The sequence below is a fragment of the Acinetobacter sp. FL genome, from assembly GCF_040744925.1.
Lineage (GTDB): Bacteria > Pseudomonadota > Gammaproteobacteria > Pseudomonadales > Moraxellaceae > Acinetobacter > Acinetobacter radioresistens.
Window position 1 is genome coordinate 3,079,345 of sequence record NZ_CP160437.1, and the last position, 19,116, is coordinate 3,098,460.

A 19,116-nucleotide genomic window follows, 5' to 3' on the forward strand; every position below is an offset into this window, starting at 1 on the left:
TGAATAGTATTGATTAAATAGTTTCCATTAAAATAAGAAGTTAATTTTTAAAATAGAAATTTAATATTTAACTGTAAAGCAGCAGTAGGAAATTTATAAAAAATAATAGAAAAGCTATAAGCTAATATTTATAGAGTGGCTTTTAAATATTAAGAAAAAGGTAAAAATAGTGTTTTATAAAAATAAAAATGGAGCCAAGACTCCATTTTTATATAAAATTTAAAATATTAGGCTTACTTAGCGAACAACTTTTGCATGAGGGTCATGGTGCACTGTTTTACCCAGTTTAGTACCCGTATAAATTAGATAAAGTGCAGACAAACCAACCAATACATAAATAATTCGGGATAGAGCACTCATTTCACCAAAAATTGCAGCAACTAGATCAAAATTAAATGCACCAACCAGGCCCCAGTTAATTCCACCAATAATTGTTAAAGCATATGCAATCCAGTCGATTGTATTAAGTCTCATAGGTTACTCTCCAGCCATCTATTTGATATATTAATTATGAGAATTTAATTAAATTTAATATGTTGTTTTGATGCTAAAAAGCTGTTTTCTATGTTGAGCTAGTGTCATTTTATAGAGTTTAAATTTTAACTAGGTTACTTTTATTTGTACAATTAGTGTTCAATGTAAACTTATAAAAATTGAGTTTTTTAGCTATAAAAGAAATACTATTAAATATTTTATATAATTTAAATTCCTTATATAGAGTGCCTAAAGATTAAAAATTTTGGAATTTTCTATTTAAAAAATTTATCTCTAGCCAATTACTAACTTATGATCTTAAAATTAAGAGAATAAATAACTTTAAAATATTTAATGAAATTTTTTATTTTTTATATAACCCATTAAGTAAATATAAATAAATATACCAAAAATAAAAAAGGCTTATCGGAAGACTCAACTTTTCAAAATAATATCTAGAAAAATAGGCTGAATATCATTAACAGACTTTTTAAATCCTAAAAACAAGGGCCCGGGTACGGCCCTTGATTTACTGTTGCTGTTGTTGCTGCCAGCGGCGCTGTTGTAGCTTCTCACCTTCCACTTCCCGCTTATTACGTGCCGACTCATACAATTGAGTACCTTTTAGCTCAGGGGGCAAGTACTCCTGTAATACAAAATGCTCCGGATAATCGTGCGGATATAGATAATTCACTCCATAACCTTGATCTTTCATCATTTTGGTAGGCGCATTTCTTAAATGTAGGGGAACAGGCAGGTTGGCAGTTTTCTCGGCCAAGGCCAAGGCCTTATTAATTGCCAGATAAGTACTATTACTTTTCGCACTGGTAGCCAGATATACTGCTGTCTGACCTAAAATAATCCGTGCTTCAGGCATACCCACTGCCTGAACTGAACGGAAGCATTCTCCAGCCAGTAAAAGTGCATTCGGATTAGAATTGCCAATATCTTCTGATGCTGCAATCAGCATACGGCGTGCAATAAATACCGGATCTTCTCCACCTTTAAGCATCCGGGCCATCCAGTACAAAGTTGCATCCGGATCACTTCCCCGAATTGACTTAATAAATGCTGATACTAAATCATAATGCTGTTCACCGGATTTGTCGTAACGTGCGATATTCTGCTGTGCAACCTTAACCACGATGGCATTATTAATTATATTTTCAAGGCCGGGTTCAAAGGTACTGGCAATCAGATCAAGTAGATTGAGTGCCTTGCGAGCATCTCCAGCAGCAAACTGGATGAGTGCATCATATTCTTCAATCTGGATATGCCGTTCTTTTAAAAATTCATCTGTTTGAAGTGCTTTATCAAGCAAGGTTTGAATAGATTCGCTATCAAGAATATTTAAGGTATAAACCTGGCAGCGTGACAAAAGCGCACCATTTACCTCAAAAGACGGGTTCTCAGTTGTCGCTCCGATTAAGGTGATTTTACCTTTCTCTACCGCATTTAATAGCGCATCCTGCTGAGACTTGTTAAAGCGATGAATTTCGTCAATGAAAACTACAGGTGTCAGCAGATCGCCACTTTCAGCAATAATTTCCCGTAGTTCTTTAACCCCAGTATTGAGCGCTGAAAGGCTAATAAAAGGTCGATCTACAGCCTGTGCCAGAAGCAAGGCAATAGTAGTTTTACCCACACCCGGTGGACCCCAGAAAATAATAGAAGGCAAATGCCCCTGATCAATCATCTGCCGTAAAGGTGCCTGCTCACCGAGCAGATGATCCTGTCCGATAATTTCTGAGAGGTCACGTGGACGCAGACGTTCAGGTAGAGGGATTTGAGTATCTGACATATTCTTTTTGCATTACTGTATAAGCTTTTATAGTAGCGTATTTTCAGGCTGCTGCACGGCAGTTTTTAAGCAGTACTGTATATAAGTGCGGGGCAAAAATAGCAAATATTCTGGCTTAAATATCAGCTTCATACCCCGATGCTTCATGAGCCAGCCGTTAGTTTCAAAAGTTTTGCATTTTTGCCATCCTCAATAACCCAGATCGAACCATCCTGAGCTTCCTGTAATCCCCGAATACGTTCCTTCATATCAATACGCTGAATTTCTTTCGCCGGGTTTTGCTCCAGATCTACGATAATCAAAGCCTCTGAAGACAGCCCTCCAATCAGTGCCTTCCCCTGCCACTTGGGAAATTGCCGGCCTTGATAAATCAGCAGACTCGAGGGAGAAATGACAGGTGTCCAGCTTAGCTCGGGTTTTTGAAATTCAGGTCGGGTTGAATGGTCAGGAATCGCTTTACCATCATAATGGTCTCCATTGGAAACGATGGGATAACCATAGTTTTTCCCCTCTCTAATCAGGTTCAGCTCATCCCCACCTTTCGGTCCCATTTCTACGACCCAGAGCTGATTTTTAGCATCAAATGCAATCCCAAGCGGATTTCGATGTCCGAATGACCAGATCTCGGCGGTTACTCTACTCTGCTGTGCAAATGGATTATTACTGGCCGGTGTACCGTCATCGTTTAGATGCAGTACTTTCCCAAGATTAGATTTCATATCCTGTGCCGGCGTAAACTTCTGGCGCTCACCTGAGGCAATCCAGAGTTTTCCTTCATGGTCAAAAGCCAGACGATGACCATAATGGCCTTGCCCCGAAACTTTTGGTATCTGACGCCAGATTACTTCATGGTTTTTTAAAGCTGGCACTGCACTGTTCAGGTCCAGCCGGGCTCTGGCGACAGCTGCTCCCTGTCCTCCAGCACCTTTTTCCGCATAACTATAGTAAACCCACTGGTTTTGATTAAAATTTGGATGCAATACGATATCGCCCAGACCGCCTTGCCCACCGTATGCTACTTCAGGCAGACCTGTGATATTTACTGTACGTTTTGTCAGCGGGTCAAATAGCTTGAGCTGACCTTTTCGTTCAGTGACCAGTAGTCGCTGGTCAGGTAGGATAGCGAGTGCCCAAGGTTCATTAAACTGGGTAATTTGCTGTACTTTAAATATCTGTAATTGCTTAGAAGTTGAAGTCTGGTCAGCCTGTTGATGGCTTTCCGGAGTATTAGTGTGTCCCTGATTTGAATTACAGCCATACAAGGTAAACAGGCTAAAAAATAATATAGATGTTATGCGGAATTTATTGTTATACATTACTTCTCTCTTAAATTCTGACTATATTTTCCATCATACAAATGAATGAATATATCTGTCCGATTTAATCAAAGTATTGCTTTACCAAATATTTCCTTTTGATTTAATTAATTTTCAGGAAAGTTAAAGCTTATGGTTCAGGGTGCTTAAGGCCAGAAATAATTTTGCAGTTCTGAATAGTAAGGTCAGCCCGACAGGTCTGGCGCAGCTGTTGTAACTTTGTACGGAAATTTTCAAGGCGTTGAAGTTTTTGTTCAATATGTCCCAAATGATCTTCTAGCAGTTGATCAACTGTATTGCACTGTTGATACGGCTTTTTCAACAGTTCAGTCAGCTGTCCAATTTCTTTAAGTGACATTCCCAGTTCACGGCAATGCCGGATAAAGATAAGCTGTTCAAGCGCAGTGTCATCATAATAACGATAGTTATTATTACCCCGTAATGGCAGCGAAAGCAGATTTTTCTTTTCATAAAAGCGAATACTGTCTACCGAAATTTTACTTTTCCTAGCCAGTTCACCAATCGAATACAGCATACGTTCCCCTCTTGACTCTGGAGTTACTCCAGACTTTTTAATTATTCTATCTGATCTTTCAGGAGTTGAATAATGGCAGGTTGCTGTAGTTGTCAGGAAACACAGGCCAAAAGCCGTAAATTCAGAAATGCGCTGTGGATAGCCCTATTTTTAAATTTCACTATGTTTATTGTTGAGGTTACAGGTGGAGCACATACAGGTTCCACTTCACTCTGGGCTGATGCACTGGATTTTGCAGGAGATTCTTTCAATTACCTGATTTCTATTTTCGTACTGGGTCTTGGATTATACTGGCGCGCAACAGCTGCCCTGCTAAAAGGACTGATGATGCTGGTTTTTGCTTTCATTGTTCTGGGCAAAGTGGTCTGGTCCTATATACATAGTGTACCGCCAGAAGCAATTACTATGGGTATTATTGGTACACTGGCACTGATCGCTAATATCCTGACTGCCCTGATTCTATATGCTTTTCGGGATGGCGAAGCCAATATGAAGTCTGTGTGGCTGTGCAGTCGTAATGATGCGATTGGTAATATAGCGGTAGTTCTGGCTGCTGTAGGCGTATTTGGAACACAGCAGGTCTGGCCAGATTTAATTGTAGCCTTAATTATGATTTTACTTGGCTTAAGCTCCAGCCTTACTATTATCCGGACCTCATGGAAAGAACGGATTCAGGCCAAGCTCGGATGAGATAGAATAAAAGAGAAGCTTGAGATACTTCTCTTTTATTTTTAATTTAACGTACCCAGCGCACGATATATTCTTCTATCTGGTCTTCCTCAATGTCCAGTTCAGAAATACAGCGGCCGGCTGCTGATTTTTTGGCTTTCATCACACTTTGGCGACTGCCGGTATTCAAATAGTGCCATGAAGGTAAATTTTTACCTTCAGACAGACGGCGATAAGCACAACTCGGAGGTAACCAGTGAATTGTAGCGAGCTTTTCTGGAGTCAGCTGGATACAGTCAGGAACCTGCTGTTTCCGGTTGGTATAATCACTGCACCGCGCTGTCTTGCAGTCCAGTAATTTACAGGCAACTTTGGTATAGGCAACCTCTTGAGTCTCTTCATCTTCAAGTTTGACCAGACAACACAAACCACAGCCATCACAAAGCGCTTCCCACTCTTCCGGGCTAAGTTGTTCAAGTGGATAGACTTTCCAAAACTGTGGACGCAACGGCTTCACCATAATACTTCATACAAATTTACTACCTGAACAGTATATCATTGTGTGTTTTGACTTTTAAAAAATACATCTCTCACAAATCATTTACTTAACGCAATACCTGGTATAATTTTTAAACACAAAGCTCACACTTATATTTTATTTTGCTCTCTATACTAAAAACACATTAATAAAAAATTATGGAGATAAATCATGTTTCGTTGGGCGATTATTTTTGCGGTGATTGCACTAATTGCAAGTCTGTTAGGTTTTGGTGGCGTAGCAGGCTTATCTAAAGACTTTGCAGTGATTCTGCTTGTGATTGCAGTTATTCTGGCAATCGTTGGTTTTATCTCACGCGGCCGAGTATAAATATATATTCATCGTGTTATAAAAAAGAAGGATTTATCCTTCTTTTTTATTTTTTCATCTTATTAAAAACATAAATTTTCACATTTCTTCTTTTATATTCTTTTTCTTTTCAGTCATTTTAAATATTTTTTATGATTTAATCAGGTCATTCTCTTAAGTTTATACAAGGATTGATCAGAATGACTTCAACAATCAAAACCCGCGAAATTCATTATAACGTAGCAGATGGTACCAATTTAGTTGGCTATTTTGCTGCGCCAGAATCTGATGCACCAGTAGCGGGTGTGATTGTAGCGCCAGAATGGTGGGGCAGAACTGAATATACTGAACAACGTGCCCGTGAGCTGGCTGAGCATGGTTATGCTGCACTTGCAATTGATATGTATGGTGACAAAAAGGTAACTATCGACGCGGGCCAAGCCAATGAATGGATGACCCAAACTTTTCAGGATCCGGACACAATAGTGACTCGTGCGTCAGCTGGCCTAAAGGCTTTGGCTGAACAAAATGAAGTAAATCCGGATAAACTGGCAGCAATAGGCTTTTGCTATGGGGGCAAGGTCGTCCTTGATCTGGCACGCTCAGGTGCACCACTTAAAGCCGTTGCTACTTTTCACGGTAATCTCTCTGCAAAAGAGCCGGCACAGCCTGGAAAAATTCAGGCTGAAGTTCTGGTATTGCACGGTGAACTCGACAGCATGGTCACTCTAGATGATGTAGCCAGTTTCAAGCAGGAAATGCAGGCAGCGGATGTAGAGCATGATGTTATTGTATTTGAAGCAGCAAAACATGGTTTTAGTAATCCATTAGCCGATGAACGTGCCCGGGCCAATGGAGTAGATCTGGGCTATAACGCAGAAGCAGAGCGACAAAGCTTAAAGGCCATGTATGATTTGCTACAACGTCACCTTTAACCTATAAAAGATTAAAACCGCAGTAAGGTGCTGATTACCTTACTGCATAGATTCAACCTATAAATAAAACGATGAGGGTATAATCATGATTGAAAATAATTGTCCATATTGTGACTTTGATGAATATGATGTGATTGATAAAAATGACTTTGGTGCCATTTTGCCTGAGCCAAAACCGTTATCTAAGGGACATTCTGTTATTATTCCCCTGCGCCATATCAGTTCATTTTTCGATGTCACTGATAAAGAACGTAAAAGTCTGATGTCGCTTCTGGAACTGGCGCGTAATGAACTTAAAATTCGTCATCAGCCTGAAGGTTTCCATATCGGCTTTAATGATGGTTCTGTCTTTGGAGAAGCTTCCCAGCATCTCCATATCCATATTATTCCACGCTATGCGGGTCAGGCTTTAAGACTGGACGAGCGCTGGGGAATACTGGACGAAGAATAAATGAGTAGATGATGCCTAGGGCATCATCTTTTATCCTGGTTACTGAGTTTACTGATTTCTGCCATTTACTATAACGGTGCTATTTATCTTTAATACTTAATCTTTAAGCTGTTTAAAACACCTGCCATGAAACAGCCTTTTTCCAACTAAAAAATCTATTCTCGCTGTAGTTCAGCTATAATCTCTAGGTAATTCTTGCCTGAAATTTATATGTCCGAATTTTCCTTTTCACATGCTTTACTTGAATGGTTTGATGTTCATGGCCGGCATGATCTGCCTTGGCAAGTCAGTGATGATCCCTATAAAGTCTGGGTTTCAGAAATTATGCTTCAACAAACCCAGGTCAAGACTGTGCTGCAATATTTCGAACGCTTTATCCAGCGGTTTCCTACTGTAAATGACTTGGGACTGGCTAGTTGGGATGAAGTAGCCCCATACTGGGCTGGACTGGGCTATTATGCACGTGCCCGAAATCTGCATAAAGCAGCTGAAATAGTTAGCCGTGAAGGTAAATTTCCAGACAGCCTTGAGGGCTGGATTGCTTTGCCCGGTATAGGCCGCTCGACAGCAGGCGCATTAATGTCACTCGGATTGCGCCAGTATGGTGTCATTATGGATGGCAATGTTAAACGGGTACTGGCACGCTTTTTTGCAATTGAAGAAGATTTGAGCCAGCCGGCACAAGAACGCAGGCTCTGGAAACTGGCAGAAGAGCTATGTCCGACTGAACGTAACCATGATTATACGCAAGCTATCATGGATCTGGGTGCTACCATTTGTACACCCAAAAAACCGTTATGCCTTTACTGCCCGATGCAGGAGCACTGTCTTGCCCATCAGCAAGGGTTAGAAACTGAATTGCCTTATAAAAAACCCAAAAAGCCTGTGCCGCTGAAACAGGGCCATATCTTATTATTACAAAGCCAAGACCAATGGTTATGGCAGCAGCGGCCAGCTAGCGGTCTCTGGGGCGGCTTGTATTGTCTGCCTATAATTGAAGATAAGCAGCAGTTTTCTCAGCTGCTGGCACAATATGGTTTAAAGCAGAAGCAAGCGCCCGTTCAGATTACACATGGCTTCACTCATTTTACCTGGCTGCTAGATACCTATCTGTTCCACGTGGAACCAGAACAACGTGAGTTTCTACAGACTGAACTGGGTGGTGAATGGCTGAGTCCTGAACAGGCTCTAATGCGTGGTCTGCCAACGGCTATGAAAAAATTGATTCAGCTTATCGAGTGATGACATACTGGTTACTGTCATTTTATAAACTTATTTAATCAAGGAAGTCGTGTGTCACGTTTTGCCGGTTATATTTTTTTAAGTTTGTGTTTTATCTTGATAGCGGCCTGTACCTCTGCGCCGAAAAAACCTTCTGCCCTACCCGCTGCCCAAGTAAGTAAACTTCATCGTATGCAGCTTGCTTCGCGTTTGCCGGTTCCAGTGAAGAGTGTGGAGCGTCAACAACTCAGTGATACCTGGGGAGTGTCACGTAGTAAAGGACGCACTCATGAAGGTATTGATATTATGTCTCCACGCGGTACAAAAGTTTATAGTGCCACAGAGGGGCTGATCGCAGATCTGCGCAATAACAATCTTGGAGGTAAAGTCATCTGGATTTTGGGACCAGGTGGCAGCTGGCACTATTATGCCCATCTTGATGGGCACAAGAGAGGTCTGGAAGTCGGTGATTATATTAAAAAGGGACAGCTCATCGGTTACGTAGGCAATACTGGTAATGCCCGTCATACAGCTCCTCATCTTCATTATGGAATTTATCTGCAAGGCAAAGGTCGTGGTGCAGTGAATCCTTATCTGTATCTGCGTTAGGAAAAAATATGTCAGAAACTTTAATTCAACGGCTGGTCGAGTTTGCAGAATCTGGAAACCAGCAGAAAATTGTGCTAGCCGGACAGAGTTACCAAGGCTGGATAATGGAAATTACTGAAGATGCGCTGATGATCAGCACAGGTTTTAATGATAAGAATGGTAAAGATTTCTGGTTAAAGTTTGACGATCTTGCTATCGCCGAACTATATTTTTGGAATAATCTTACCAGTGAGTGGCTAAGATTTACTGTTTAAGAACCTTAAGTTAAACCACTCAGGGAGCACCATGATGACCCCTCAGCGCTGCGGATGGTGCTCGGATGACCCGCTTTATATTGCCTATCATGATCAGGAGTGGGGAAAACCTGAATATGATGAGCAACGCCTATTTGAAATGCTGTGTCTGGAAGGTCAGCAAGCCGGCCTCTCCTGGATTACCGTTTTAAAAAAGCGCGAGGCTTATCGGCAGCATTTTTTTCAATATCCGATTGCTAAGATTGCCGGCTTGAGTGATGAGCTGTTACAGCAAAAAATGCAGGATTCAGGTCTTATCCGTCACTTGGGCAAGTTGAAGGCTATTCGTGACAACGCAGTTGCCTGGCAAAAACTTAAAGCTGAAGTCGGTGATGTAGGCCACTGGTTATGGCAAGTTGTCGATGGTCAACCTTTATATCGGAATGTGACAGATTTTCGTCAGGCTCCTGCCCAGACAGAGACCAGTCTTGCACTTTCAAAAACTTTAAAAAAATATGGTTTCAAATTTGTTGGACCGACGACCTGTTATGCTTTTATGCAGGCCGTCGGTATGGTTGATGATCATGAAAATAGCTGTAAATTTAAGTCTAAGCCAAACATCCGCTTTTCTGCCAAGGAGTTGTTATGAGTCAGAAGAATACTATTCGTGCCTATGCTGCCATGCAGCCAGGTGCAACACTGGTTCCCTATGAGTTCGATGCCGGTGATTTGCAGCCACATCAGGTTGAAGTCAAGGTTGAGTACTGTGGCTTGTGTCACTCTGATATTTCAGTACTAAATAATGACTGGGGCAGTTCAGTTTATCCGGTTGTGGCTGGTCATGAAATTATCGGTACAATTATTGGTTTAGGCTCAGAAGCCAGAGGCTTGCAACTGGGCCAACGTGTGGGTATCGGCTGGACAGCAGAAAGCTGTCAGCATTGTGATTACTGTATTGCCGGTGATCAGGTAATGTGTAATGGTGGCTCTAAAGCGACTATTGTTGACCATGCTGGCGGTTTTGCTGAAAAAGTACGTGCCGACTGGCAATGGGCGATTCCTCTTCCCGATGATCTGGATCCACAAAGTGCCGGCCCCCTGCTTTGTGGCGGTATTACTGTTTTTGACCCTTTATTGAAACATCAAATTCAATCTGTACATCATGTCGGTGTTATCGGAATTGGGGGCTTGGGCCATATGGCCATCAAGCTGCTTAAAGCATGGGGCTGCGAAATTACCGCCTTCACTTCCAGTCTGGATAAAACACCCGAGCTGATTGAAATGGGTGCAAATCACGTAGTAAACAGCCGTGATTCTGCGGCACTTAAAGACCAATACGGCAAGTTTGACTTATTGCTCAGTACCGTTAATGTCAGTCTGGACTGGAAATCCTATCTGCACACACTGGCACCACATGGTACCGTACATATGTTGGGACTCACCCTTGAACCGATGCAGGTACCAGTAGGAACCCTTATTGGAGGGAACAAATCAGTGACGGGCTCACCCACCGGTTCACCGGCGGCTTTGCGTCAGTTACTCAAGTTTGCAGCACGTAAAAATATTGCTCCACAGATTGAACTGTTTCCAATGTCACAGATTAATGAAGCTATTGAACGCCTGCACTCAGGTCAAGTACGTTACCGGGTGGTTTTAAAAGCAGATTTTGACTAACTGTCTGTGCTATCAAGTTTTTGTTTTACCCATTCTGCCAGTTTATCAATTGACTGGCAGATCTCATGACTTAAGCCATGTCCGGCATTTAAACGGATAAAATGCCGGTAGCGCCGGTCTTCTCCAAATACTTCTCCCGGTACAATGTTAATACCATGCCGCTGTGCAAAATGATACATTTCCAGTCCGTCAATCTGTACCGGAAATTCCAGCCACAGGGCATAACCACCCTCAGGCTGACTTAGACCGATTTTAACGCCTTGAAAAGCCTTTAAAATATATTCCTGATATTGTCTTACTTGCTGCATAAGACGGGGGCGTAAACTATTTAAATGTTCACGGTAACTGCGGCTGTATATCAGATCGGCCAGTGCAAGCTGCAATGGTGTATTGACGATGGCATTTCCATTTAATAACCCAATTCTAAAAGACTGTAGCTGCTGGCTGATACATACCCACCCAATGCGGTAAGCAGATGATAAAGACTTGGAAACTGAACCGCAGTAGATGATGTAACCAGCCTGATCCCAGTACTTAATAGGTAATGGTCGTTCCAGATTAAAGCCGCATTCAGCATAAATATCATCTTCAATCACATAACAGCGGTAGCGTTCTGCCAGCTGTGCAATCTGTGCCTTTTCTGTATTGGTCAGACAGTAGCCAAGCGGATTCTGGTAATTCGCAGTCATCAGACAGGCCTTTACCTGCCCGCTTTGCATCATCTGTTCCAGCCGGTCCAGATCAACGCCTGCATGACTGGCCGGTATTTCGATAATTTTACGCTTCAGACTGGCCAGTAGCTGTAACTGGCCATTAAAACTTGGGGTTGGTACCAGAATGCTATCACCCACTTCAGTAAGCTGCTGAATAATGAGTGATAATGCAGGCATACAGCCACTGGTAATTAAAATATCTTCTGGCTGAATATACAGGCCATCTTCTGCCCAGTGTTCGCTTAAAGCCTGACGTAACTTTTTATGGCCCTGCCGGTCACTGTATAGAAAGTCTTCCGGCTGGCTATGCTTGAGCGCACGCTGAATCGAACGGCGCAAAGCCTCTACAGGTACCAGTTGTGGTGATAGCTGGATAGCCCCCAGATGTACTAAATTAGTCTGAATGGAAGCCTGCTGTATTTCAATTTGCAGTTCAAGATTACTGACATCACGCGGTCTGGACTGGAAATCTAAATGACGGGGTAACGGGTTTTGTAATGACTGCCCTTTCACAAAATAGCCAGATCTGGGCCGTACATAAATTAAGCCTTGAGCTTCCAGTAATTCATAACAGCTTTGTGCAGTGCTCAGGCTCACTTCATGCTGCCGGGCAAAATCCCGAAGAGAACTGAGCCGCTGATCGGCTTTTAAAGCTTGGCTGTGAATTTTTCCGGCCAGCTGACTGGCAAGAAGTTGGTAGTGAAATGCCATATCTGTACTGCTTTTTTAAATTTTTTTGTGTCTGTAATGCTCTATAGCACAGGTTTAAGCTGAAAAAAATTAAAATTGAGCAAAACTTGATGAAAACTTGTACTTTATTATTTATTTGTCTATGGCTAGCAGCTTGTCAGCCACAATATCAGCAGAATACTTCTCAAAATGCACTGTGTCAGTCATTAATTGGAGGTTATTTAAAAATGCAGTCACTGCCTGGCTATCAGCTCTGGAAAATTACAGCACTCCCTTCCAGCACAGAGTGGCATTATCTTTATAAGAAACCTACTGAAAACGGGCTGATTATGACAGGTCTACTCCAACCTAAAATCGAGTTTGTCTGTTCACAACAGCAGCAGTATTTACGACTCGAATTATTGCAGACATCCAGACAGCTGAGGCTTCCATTATTTGAGCTCCGTTTACCTGTACCAGCATCTCAGGCAAATGGTTTAAAATGAAAACCCGAGCTTAATTCCTGTACCAGATATTCGATCAGCAGCCTGACCCGTTTTGGTAAATGTTCCTGCTGATAATAAACTGCATGAATAGGCTGATAATGTAATTCAATCTGGTCTTCAAACAAGGCAACCAGTCTGTTCTGGGCCAGATCCTGACCCACCAGAAATTCAGACAGGCAGGTAATTCCATGATGCAACAGGGCCAGCTGCCGTACAGTCTCACCATTAGATGCCCGAAGTGGTGCAGTTGCGGTAAAGTATTCATTACCCAGTTTGAGAGGCCAAGTGTTTAAATGCTTGGGAGAACTAAACCCGATTAACTGATGCTGCAATAGCTCCCCAGCAGTTTGTGGAGTGCCATACTGTTCCAGATAAGCGGGGCTTGCAACTATATATAAGCGGCTTTGAGTGAGTAAACGGGCATGCAGACTTGAATCATTCAGCTGACCAAAACGGATAGCCACATCGGTCCGATGTTCTAAAAGGTCAATAATCTGGTCATGGCTGTTCAGTTCAATTTCAATACACGGATAGCGCTGCATGAATTTCTGCATGAGTGGAGCAATTACATGCAGCACAAAGGGGGTGGCCGAGTCGATCCGGATTTTACCGGAAACCTCGTGGTCAGATTTAAGCAGCAGCTCTTCAGCATCGTTCAGCTCATTGATAATCTTGCGTGCACGCTCTAGAAACAGCTGGCCTTCCTGTGTCAGCGAGAGCTTGCGGGTAGTACGTTCCAGTAACGTAACGTTTAACTTACTCTCCAGACGCTGCAAAATACGGCTTAATCCAGAAGTTGACTGGCCGAGCTGTTCAGACGCCTTAACAATCGAACCACTATCCACAATACTGACAAAAACCTGCAGCTCTTCAAAAGTAGATTTCATCAAATCCAATTAATGACAAATTAACAATAATATTTTGCAGATTATCTACTTTTTTAGCAATAAAGCTTCCGACAAAATAATCTTAACTTTTAAAAATAGTCGAGGTTACGATGATTATTCCTAAAATCGGTGTAGGTACCTTTCGCCTGTCCGGTCAAACCGTCATTGATTCAGTCAGCCAGGCACTCGATGTTGGATACCGGGCGATTGATACAGCCCAGATTTATGGTAATGAAGCAGAAGTTGGTACAGCCATACAGCAAAGTAAGGTCTCCCGACAGGAGCTTTTCTTAACCACCAAGATCTGGACTGAAAATTATGCACCAGAACGGATGATTGCCAGCCTGAAGGACAGCCTGCACAAGTTACAGACAGATGCTGTGAACTTGACACTCATTCATTGGCCAGCACCCGGTCTGGGCTACTCTGCTGCTGAACTGGTGCAGAGCCTGTATCAAGCCAAAAAGCTGGGACTCACCGAACATATTGGTGTGTCCAATTTCAATATTGCCCAGACAAAAGAGGCGATTGCAGCAGTTGGACCAGACCAGATTGTAACCAACCAGATCGAGCTAAGCCCTTATTTGCAGAACCGTACATTAGTGCAATATCTGCAGAGCCAGAATATACAGGTTACCTCTTATATGACACTGGCTTATGGCAAGGTGCTGCAAGACCCTGTTCTTATGCGTATTGCAGCCTTACATGAAGCGAGTACCGCCCAGATTGCCCTGGCATGGGCTATGCAGCAGGGCTTTTCAGTAATTCCATCTTCTACCAAGCGTGAGCATCTGCTCAGTAATCTAGAAGCCCAGAAAATTCTGCTGAGCCATGAAGAGATGCAGCAAATCGCCGAACTTGAACGTAATGGACGGGAAATCAGTCCGGAGCAGCTGGCACCAGTATGGGATTAAGTACGGATGAAAATTAATTTTCCGCTGCTTGCCCTTGCAGTCGGTGCGTTTGCGATTGGTACAACCGAATTCTCGCCAATGGGACTGTTACCTGATATTGCCGGGGATCTTGATGTTTCTATTCCGAGAGCTGGTATGCTGATTACCGGTTATGCGCTGGGCGTAATGCTTGGCGCTCCAGTGATGACTTTATGGTTTAGCAGCTTTAGCCGCCGTAAGGCACTTATTCTGCTTATGGCTATTTTCACTATAGGTAATTTGCTGGCAGCAGTTTCTCCCAGTTATATGAGTCTGATGGGTGCACGTCTTATCACCAGTTTAAACCATGGTGCATTTTTTGGAATCGGGTCTGTAGTAGCCGCCAGTGTCGTTCCGGTCCATAAACAGGCCAGCGCAGTAGCAGCTATGTTTATGGGTTTGACTGTTGCCAATATTGGTGGTGTCCCTCTGGCAACCTGGGTTGGACAAAATATTGGCTGGCGAAAGTCCTTTCTGGCAATTACCGGTCTTGGTCTGCTGACGATGCTATCTTTATGGAAAGCTTTACCTAAAGACCATAGAGGTAGCAGGCCTGATGTAAGAGCTGAGCTGAAAGTATTGACACGCAGGCCGGTCGTACTGGCAATGCTGACCACAGTATTGGCCTCTGGTGCAATGTTTACCCTGTATACCTATATTGCCCCGAGCCTGGTTGAATTTACCCAGGCATCTCCAGGATTCATTACCTTGATGCTGGTACTGATTGGTATAGGTTTCTCGATCGGCAATCATTTAGGCGGAAAATTTGCTGACCTGTCTCTGGACAAAACCCTAATCGGTTTCTTTGTATTGCTGATCGTCAGTATGCTGCTCTTTCCGTTACTGGCAAAAAATCCACTGGGGGCAGCAGTCGGACTGGTGATCTGGGGCATAGCCACCTTTGCTCTGGTACCCCCTTTACAGATGCGGGTAATGTCAGCCGCTCATGATGCACCAGGACTCGCGTCCTCAGTTAATATCGGGGCATTTAATCTGGGTAATGCGCTTGGCGCTGTAGCGGGTGGTGCCGTACTTAGCATGGGCTGGAGTTATATGGCAGTGTCGGTCAGTGGCGCAGTACTGAGCATAGTAGGCCTGCTTCTGGTATTCATCCAGAGGAAAGGACAACAGCCTTCCATAGCCTGTGAATCATAAGTGTTATCAATTTCAGCCTGTAAGGCAGGCTGAAATGACGTTATTGAATAGCTACAGGAAGTTTGGCATTGATATACATAGGCCGTTCAAGCTCGGATCGCATGATTTTAAGCATTTGGTAAGGCTGCTGTTCCACAAACATGTTCATAAAACTGATGGGCAAACTGCCTTCCGGGTTTACATATCCCATTGCGGTGACTTTAACTTTATTTGCACCTAAACGCTGAAAAGTCCAGTCCCCCTGATAGTCTTGAAGACGTATATAGTCAGGCTGACTAAAACGGGAATCTGCCATACCCCGGTTACGGATATTCACTGTACCATTACGCTCTCTAGTAATTTTACTTTGAATAATAAGGTCACGATCTTTAAGCGGAAAAGGTAAGTCCATTACCACATGCAGCAAAAATCCTCCAGCTTGATCATCTCGGTTTAATATACTGATTTTCCCCATATAGGGGACCCATTGTTGGGCACGCTCAACATCCATAATCAGCGCAACAGCCCGTTCCAGGGGTACATTAAATACTGTCTCTGCCTTATAGGATGCAGCCGGGTTACGAGACGTCTGGTAAGTCCAGACCTTGATATTCTGTTTATTAATTTTTAGTCTGGCCTGCTCTGCCGAGGTAGATTGAGTAATTAACAGACTCAGTAACATCAAGCAAATATTGAATATAGTTTTCTTTTTCATTTTTATTTTTCATACTTTTTATATAACTGTAATCAGGCCCCTTTCTTCCTGAAAAGGGCCATTAGCGCTACATCTGGATATTATTGAATCCAAGCACATCTTTCATATCATATTTACCTGCTTCACGTCCAACAACCCATGCGGCTGCACGTACTGCACCTGCGGCAAAATTCATCCGGTTGGTTGCCTTATGGGTCACTTCGACGCGCTCACCTTCCCCGATAAACATGACAGTATGCTCACCAACAATATCGCCACCACGAATGGTTTCAAAGCCAATGGTCTGACGCTCACGTGGGCCGGTATGGCCTTCGCGGCCATAAACTGCCACTTCTTTTAAATTACGGCCTAAAGTATCCGCAATCGCTTCACCCATCATGAGCGCAGTGCCCGATGGAGCATCAACTTTGTGACGGTGATGTGCTTCAATCACTTCAATATCAACCGTATCACCAAACACTTTTGCTGCAAGCTCGAGCAGCTTGATCGACACATTGACTCCAACTGAATAATTGGCTGCATAAACTACAGGTGTCTGGCTAGCACTTTCTTCCAGTACGGCTTTTTGTTCATCATTCATGCCAGTGGTTCCGATGACCATTGCTACCCCTGCTTCACGGCAAAGTTTCAAGTGCTGTTCAGTGGCAGCAGGTGCCGTAAAATCAATGATCACATCACAGTCATTAAGCACGTCAGCCAGCTGTCCAGATACTTTGACCCCCAGCGTACCAATACCTGCCAGCTCACCCGCATCGGCTCCTACCAGTGAACTCTCTGGACGCTCTACTGCTGCTGCCAGCTGGTAACCTGCCTGCTGGACTGCCTGAACCAGAATCCGGCCCATACGGCCACCTGCGCCTAAAACACCAATACGTGGAGTTGCTGACATAACATTTTCCCTGAAGTCATCTTTAAAATTGCTCTACTATAACAAAACTCTTCCCGCTCTCTGAAACTTGTCTGGAAAAATTATGGCTTAAAGTTCCTTTATAAAAATGAACCATTAAGAAAACAGACAGTTCAAAGAAGAAGCAATATTTTTAGCTCATTCATGACTTTATTTATCTAGTTAACTACTGAAAAAATATTAAAAAATGTTCAGATAATTCCGTATTTTTCACAATTCTTTAAACAAGCAGGCGCAGACTAGCCAGCACCATTGGGTGTCATCAGATAAGGAAAAGATATGCGCTTTCACTTTACGGGTTTGGGAATCGTTTTAATACTGTTTACGGGTGCAGTCTGGGCTGAGCCGGCAGTTCAAGCGGGCGATACACTGGCAAGTTTATCTACAGCACGCATCACGACGACTCTGCACCAGACCTCTTTACCGTCTGGGACAGTACAGGTTCCGAATGAAACAGCTACAGGTATTGCAGTCGAGGAAATTGACACTATTATGCCCGATGAGCAGGCAAGTAGAATACAGGAACAGTCTTCTGCGGCACAGGTTACCCAGCAGAGTATAGTGCAGGCCTCTACCTCAGCCACTGGGCAGGAGGAACTGGTAAGCTGGAATGATATTGATGCTATACAGTCAGAATAAACTTGTGACTAAACAGACAGGTTTGTTAAGTATTCCAGATTATTTTAAATAAGAAAAAGCAGCTATGAAGAAAAGCTCCTCAATAGCTGCCCTTTATTTCAGAGCACCTGCTTAGTCAAACAGGCGATCAAAGAATGACTTTTTCTTCGGTGAAGACGTACTGTCTTCACCATCAAAAGAGGCCTGCAATTCTTTTAGCAGTTCACGTTGATGGCTGGTCAGATTGACCGGGGTTTCAATCACGATACGGCAAAGCAGATCGCCTACCATGCTGCTACGTACCGGACGTACGCCTTTACCACGTAAACGGAACAACTTTCCGGTCTGGGTACCTTCAGGAATTTTCAGACTTACACGGCCTTCAAGTGTAGGAATCTGGATTTCCTTGCCAAGCGCTGCATCAGCAATGCTGACAGGCACATCCATATACAGATCAGCCCCATCACGCTGGAAGATTTCATGCTCACGCACTACGACTTCAACATACAGGTCACCTGACTGGCCATCACGAATGGCTTCGCCCTTGCCACTCAGACGTACCCGGTCACCATTATCCACACCTGCAGGAATCGTGACTTCCAGAGTCTGCTGACGGTCTGCAACACCGGAACCATGACAGGCATGGCATGGGTTTTTAATAATTTTACCTTGGCCACGACAAGTGCTACAGGTCTGCTGTACAGAGAAAAAGCCCTGCTGCATACGTACCTGTCCTGCACCGTGACAGGTTTTACAGGTTTCTACATCATTTGGATTCTTGGAACCCTTTCCATGACAGACTTCACAAGGCGCAGGCGCATTGAAAGTAATAGTTTTCTTGACACCACGTACTGCCTCTTCAAGTGTCAATTCCATCACATAACGCAGGTCGGAACCACGGCGTTGACGCTGCTGACGCCCACCACCGCCAAAAGCCCCGCCAAAGATATCACCAAACTGGCTAAAAATATCTTCAGCACTAAAACCGCCAAAGCCGCCGCCTGCGCCGCCAAAGCCGCCTTCAAACGCGCTATGACCCATACGGTCATACATACTACGCTTTTCGCTGTCAGACAGGACTTCATAAGCCTCTGAGGCTTCTTTAAATTTTTCTTCAGCTTCCGGGTTATCAGGATTTCGGTCCGGATGATATTTCATCGCCAACTTTCGGTAGGCTTTTTTAATCTCATCATCACTTGCGGTTTTGGAAACCCCTAAAACCTCATAATAATCACGTTTAGCCATGACTGGCGATGCTCCTCACGGAATT

Annotated in this window: 23 protein-coding genes; 13 read left to right on the top strand and 10 right to left on the bottom strand. The window is 43.4% G+C overall.

Annotation, left to right across the window (positions count from 1 at the left end):
* Positions 1–237: 237 nt before the first annotated feature.
* The 4 genes from ABZP31_RS14425 to ABZP31_RS14440 all read right to left on the bottom strand — a co-directional run bounded on the left by ABZP31_RS14425 (position 238) and on the right by ABZP31_RS14440 (position 4,126).
* Positions 238–474 carry a DUF378 domain-containing protein gene (locus tag ABZP31_RS14425; protein WP_005023947.1) on the bottom strand — a complete coding sequence of 79 codons (237 nt, stop codon included), beginning with the start codon at positions 472–474 and terminating at the stop codon, positions 238–240.
* Between the two features lie 529 nt (positions 475–1,003).
* Positions 1,004–2,275 carry a replication-associated recombination protein A gene (locus tag ABZP31_RS14430; RefSeq protein WP_005023946.1) on the bottom strand — a complete coding sequence of 424 codons (1,272 nt, stop codon included), beginning with the start codon at positions 2,273–2,275 and terminating at the stop codon, positions 1,004–1,006.
* Positions 2,276–2,418: 143 nt separating this feature from the next.
* The gene (locus tag ABZP31_RS14435) at positions 2,419–3,591 is read right to left on the bottom strand and encodes a PQQ-dependent sugar dehydrogenase (RefSeq protein ID WP_005023944.1); all 1,173 of its coding nucleotides are present in this window, start codon (positions 3,589–3,591) and stop codon (positions 2,419–2,421) included.
* A gap of 130 nt (positions 3,592–3,721) precedes the next feature.
* Entirely contained in the window at positions 3,722–4,126 is a 405-nt protein-coding gene (locus ABZP31_RS14440; protein WP_005023942.1) for a MerR family transcriptional regulator, read from the bottom strand.
* A 72-nt stretch (positions 4,127–4,198) separates the two neighbouring features.
* On the opposite strand from ABZP31_RS14440, the gene ABZP31_RS14445 reads away from it, so the two are divergent.
* Positions 4,199–4,816, top strand: a complete 618-nt coding sequence (locus ABZP31_RS14445; RefSeq protein ID WP_005023940.1) for a cation transporter — start codon at positions 4,199–4,201, stop codon at positions 4,814–4,816.
* A 46-nt stretch (positions 4,817–4,862) separates the two neighbouring features.
* Here the strand turns inward: ABZP31_RS14445 and ABZP31_RS14450 are convergent, their stop codons facing one another.
* Entirely contained in the window at positions 4,863–5,315 is a 453-nt protein-coding gene (locus ABZP31_RS14450; RefSeq protein ID WP_005023938.1) for a YcgN family cysteine cluster protein, read from the bottom strand.
* 189 nt (positions 5,316–5,504) lie between these two features.
* Between ABZP31_RS14450 and ABZP31_RS14455 the strand changes: the two genes are divergently transcribed.
* The 8 genes from ABZP31_RS14455 (at position 5,505) to ABZP31_RS14490 (ending at position 10,765) form a co-directional block, all read left to right on the top strand.
* Positions 5,505–5,663 (top strand): DUF1328 domain-containing protein, encoded by a 159-nt coding sequence (locus ABZP31_RS14455; RefSeq protein WP_005017692.1) that lies wholly within the window; start codon positions 5,505–5,507, stop codon positions 5,661–5,663.
* 179 nt (positions 5,664–5,842) lie between these two features.
* Positions 5,843–6,577, top strand: coding sequence for a dienelactone hydrolase family protein (locus ABZP31_RS14460; protein ID WP_005023935.1), 735 nt, complete (start codon positions 5,843–5,845; stop codon positions 6,575–6,577).
* A gap of 85 nt (positions 6,578–6,662) precedes the next feature.
* Positions 6,663–7,028, top strand: coding sequence for an HIT family protein (locus ABZP31_RS14465; RefSeq protein ID WP_005023934.1), 366 nt, complete (start codon positions 6,663–6,665; stop codon positions 7,026–7,028).
* Between the two features lie 210 nt (positions 7,029–7,238).
* Positions 7,239–8,270: an A/G-specific adenine glycosylase gene (mutY, locus tag ABZP31_RS14470; RefSeq protein ID WP_075040572.1), complete on the top strand. Its 1,032-nt coding sequence runs from the start codon at positions 7,239–7,241 to the stop codon at positions 8,268–8,270.
* Between the two features lie 51 nt (positions 8,271–8,321).
* Positions 8,322–8,858: a M23 family metallopeptidase gene (locus ABZP31_RS14475; RefSeq protein WP_005404678.1), complete on the top strand. Its 537-nt coding sequence runs from the start codon at positions 8,322–8,324 to the stop codon at positions 8,856–8,858.
* An 8-nt stretch (positions 8,859–8,866) separates the two neighbouring features.
* Positions 8,867–9,112: a hypothetical protein gene (locus ABZP31_RS14480; protein WP_005404679.1), complete on the top strand. Its 246-nt coding sequence runs from the start codon at positions 8,867–8,869 to the stop codon at positions 9,110–9,112.
* A 34-nt stretch (positions 9,113–9,146) separates the two neighbouring features.
* Entirely contained in the window at positions 9,147–9,740 is a 594-nt protein-coding gene (locus tag ABZP31_RS14485; protein ID WP_005404680.1) for a DNA-3-methyladenine glycosylase I, read from the top strand.
* On the top strand, positions 9,737–10,765 hold the full coding sequence (locus ABZP31_RS14490; RefSeq protein ID WP_005404681.1) for an NAD(P)-dependent alcohol dehydrogenase: 1,029 nt from the start codon (positions 9,737–9,739) through the stop codon (positions 10,763–10,765). Before ABZP31_RS14485 ends, ABZP31_RS14490 begins: the two co-directional genes overlap by 4 nt.
* Here the strand turns inward: ABZP31_RS14490 and ABZP31_RS14495 are convergent.
* Positions 10,762–12,189 carry a PLP-dependent aminotransferase family protein gene (locus ABZP31_RS14495; protein WP_005404682.1) on the bottom strand — a complete coding sequence of 476 codons (1,428 nt, stop codon included), beginning with the start codon at positions 12,187–12,189 and terminating at the stop codon, positions 10,762–10,764. The two genes, ABZP31_RS14490 and ABZP31_RS14495, sit on opposite strands and share 4 nt — an antisense overlap.
* Before the next feature lie 89 nt (positions 12,190–12,278).
* On the opposite strand from ABZP31_RS14495, the gene ABZP31_RS14500 reads away from it, so the two are divergent.
* Positions 12,279–12,653, top strand: a complete 375-nt coding sequence (locus ABZP31_RS14500; protein ID WP_075040574.1) for a hypothetical protein — start codon at positions 12,279–12,281, stop codon at positions 12,651–12,653.
* Here the strand turns inward: ABZP31_RS14500 and ABZP31_RS14505 are convergent.
* Positions 12,632–13,540: a LysR family transcriptional regulator gene (locus ABZP31_RS14505; protein ID WP_151725653.1), complete on the bottom strand. Its 909-nt coding sequence runs from the start codon at positions 13,538–13,540 to the stop codon at positions 12,632–12,634. The two genes, ABZP31_RS14500 and ABZP31_RS14505, sit on opposite strands and share 22 nt — an antisense overlap.
* A gap of 110 nt (positions 13,541–13,650) precedes the next feature.
* Between ABZP31_RS14505 and dkgB the strand changes: the two genes are divergently transcribed.
* Positions 13,651–14,454, top strand: coding sequence for a 2,5-didehydrogluconate reductase DkgB (gene dkgB, locus ABZP31_RS14510; RefSeq protein WP_101161967.1), 804 nt, complete (start codon positions 13,651–13,653; stop codon positions 14,452–14,454).
* 6 nt (positions 14,455–14,460) lie between these two features.
* On the top strand, positions 14,461–15,627 hold the full coding sequence (locus ABZP31_RS14515; protein WP_111282685.1) for an MFS transporter: 1,167 nt from the start codon (positions 14,461–14,463) through the stop codon (positions 15,625–15,627).
* Between the two features lie 40 nt (positions 15,628–15,667).
* On the opposite strand, the gene ABZP31_RS14520 is transcribed toward ABZP31_RS14515, so the two are convergent.
* Both ABZP31_RS14520 and dapB read right to left on the bottom strand, forming a co-directional pair.
* Positions 15,668–16,321 (bottom strand): START domain-containing protein, encoded by a 654-nt coding sequence (locus tag ABZP31_RS14520; protein ID WP_005404686.1) that lies wholly within the window; start codon positions 16,319–16,321, stop codon positions 15,668–15,670.
* Positions 16,322–16,388: 67 nt separating this feature from the next.
* Positions 16,389–17,210 carry a 4-hydroxy-tetrahydrodipicolinate reductase gene (gene dapB / locus ABZP31_RS14525; RefSeq protein ID WP_005404687.1) on the bottom strand — a complete coding sequence of 274 codons (822 nt, stop codon included), beginning with the start codon at positions 17,208–17,210 and terminating at the stop codon, positions 16,389–16,391.
* Positions 17,211–17,507: 297 nt separating this feature from the next.
* Here dapB and ABZP31_RS14530 point away from each other — a divergent pair, with 297 nt between their 5' ends.
* Positions 17,508–17,867: a hypothetical protein gene (locus tag ABZP31_RS14530; RefSeq protein WP_005404688.1), complete on the top strand. Its 360-nt coding sequence runs from the start codon at positions 17,508–17,510 to the stop codon at positions 17,865–17,867.
* A gap of 111 nt (positions 17,868–17,978) precedes the next feature.
* Here the strand turns inward: ABZP31_RS14530 and dnaJ are convergent, their stop codons facing one another.
* On the bottom strand, positions 17,979–19,091 hold the full coding sequence (gene dnaJ, locus ABZP31_RS14535) for a molecular chaperone DnaJ (protein ID WP_005017657.1): 1,113 nt from the start codon (positions 19,089–19,091) through the stop codon (positions 17,979–17,981).
* Positions 19,092–19,116: the final 25 nt, after the last annotated feature.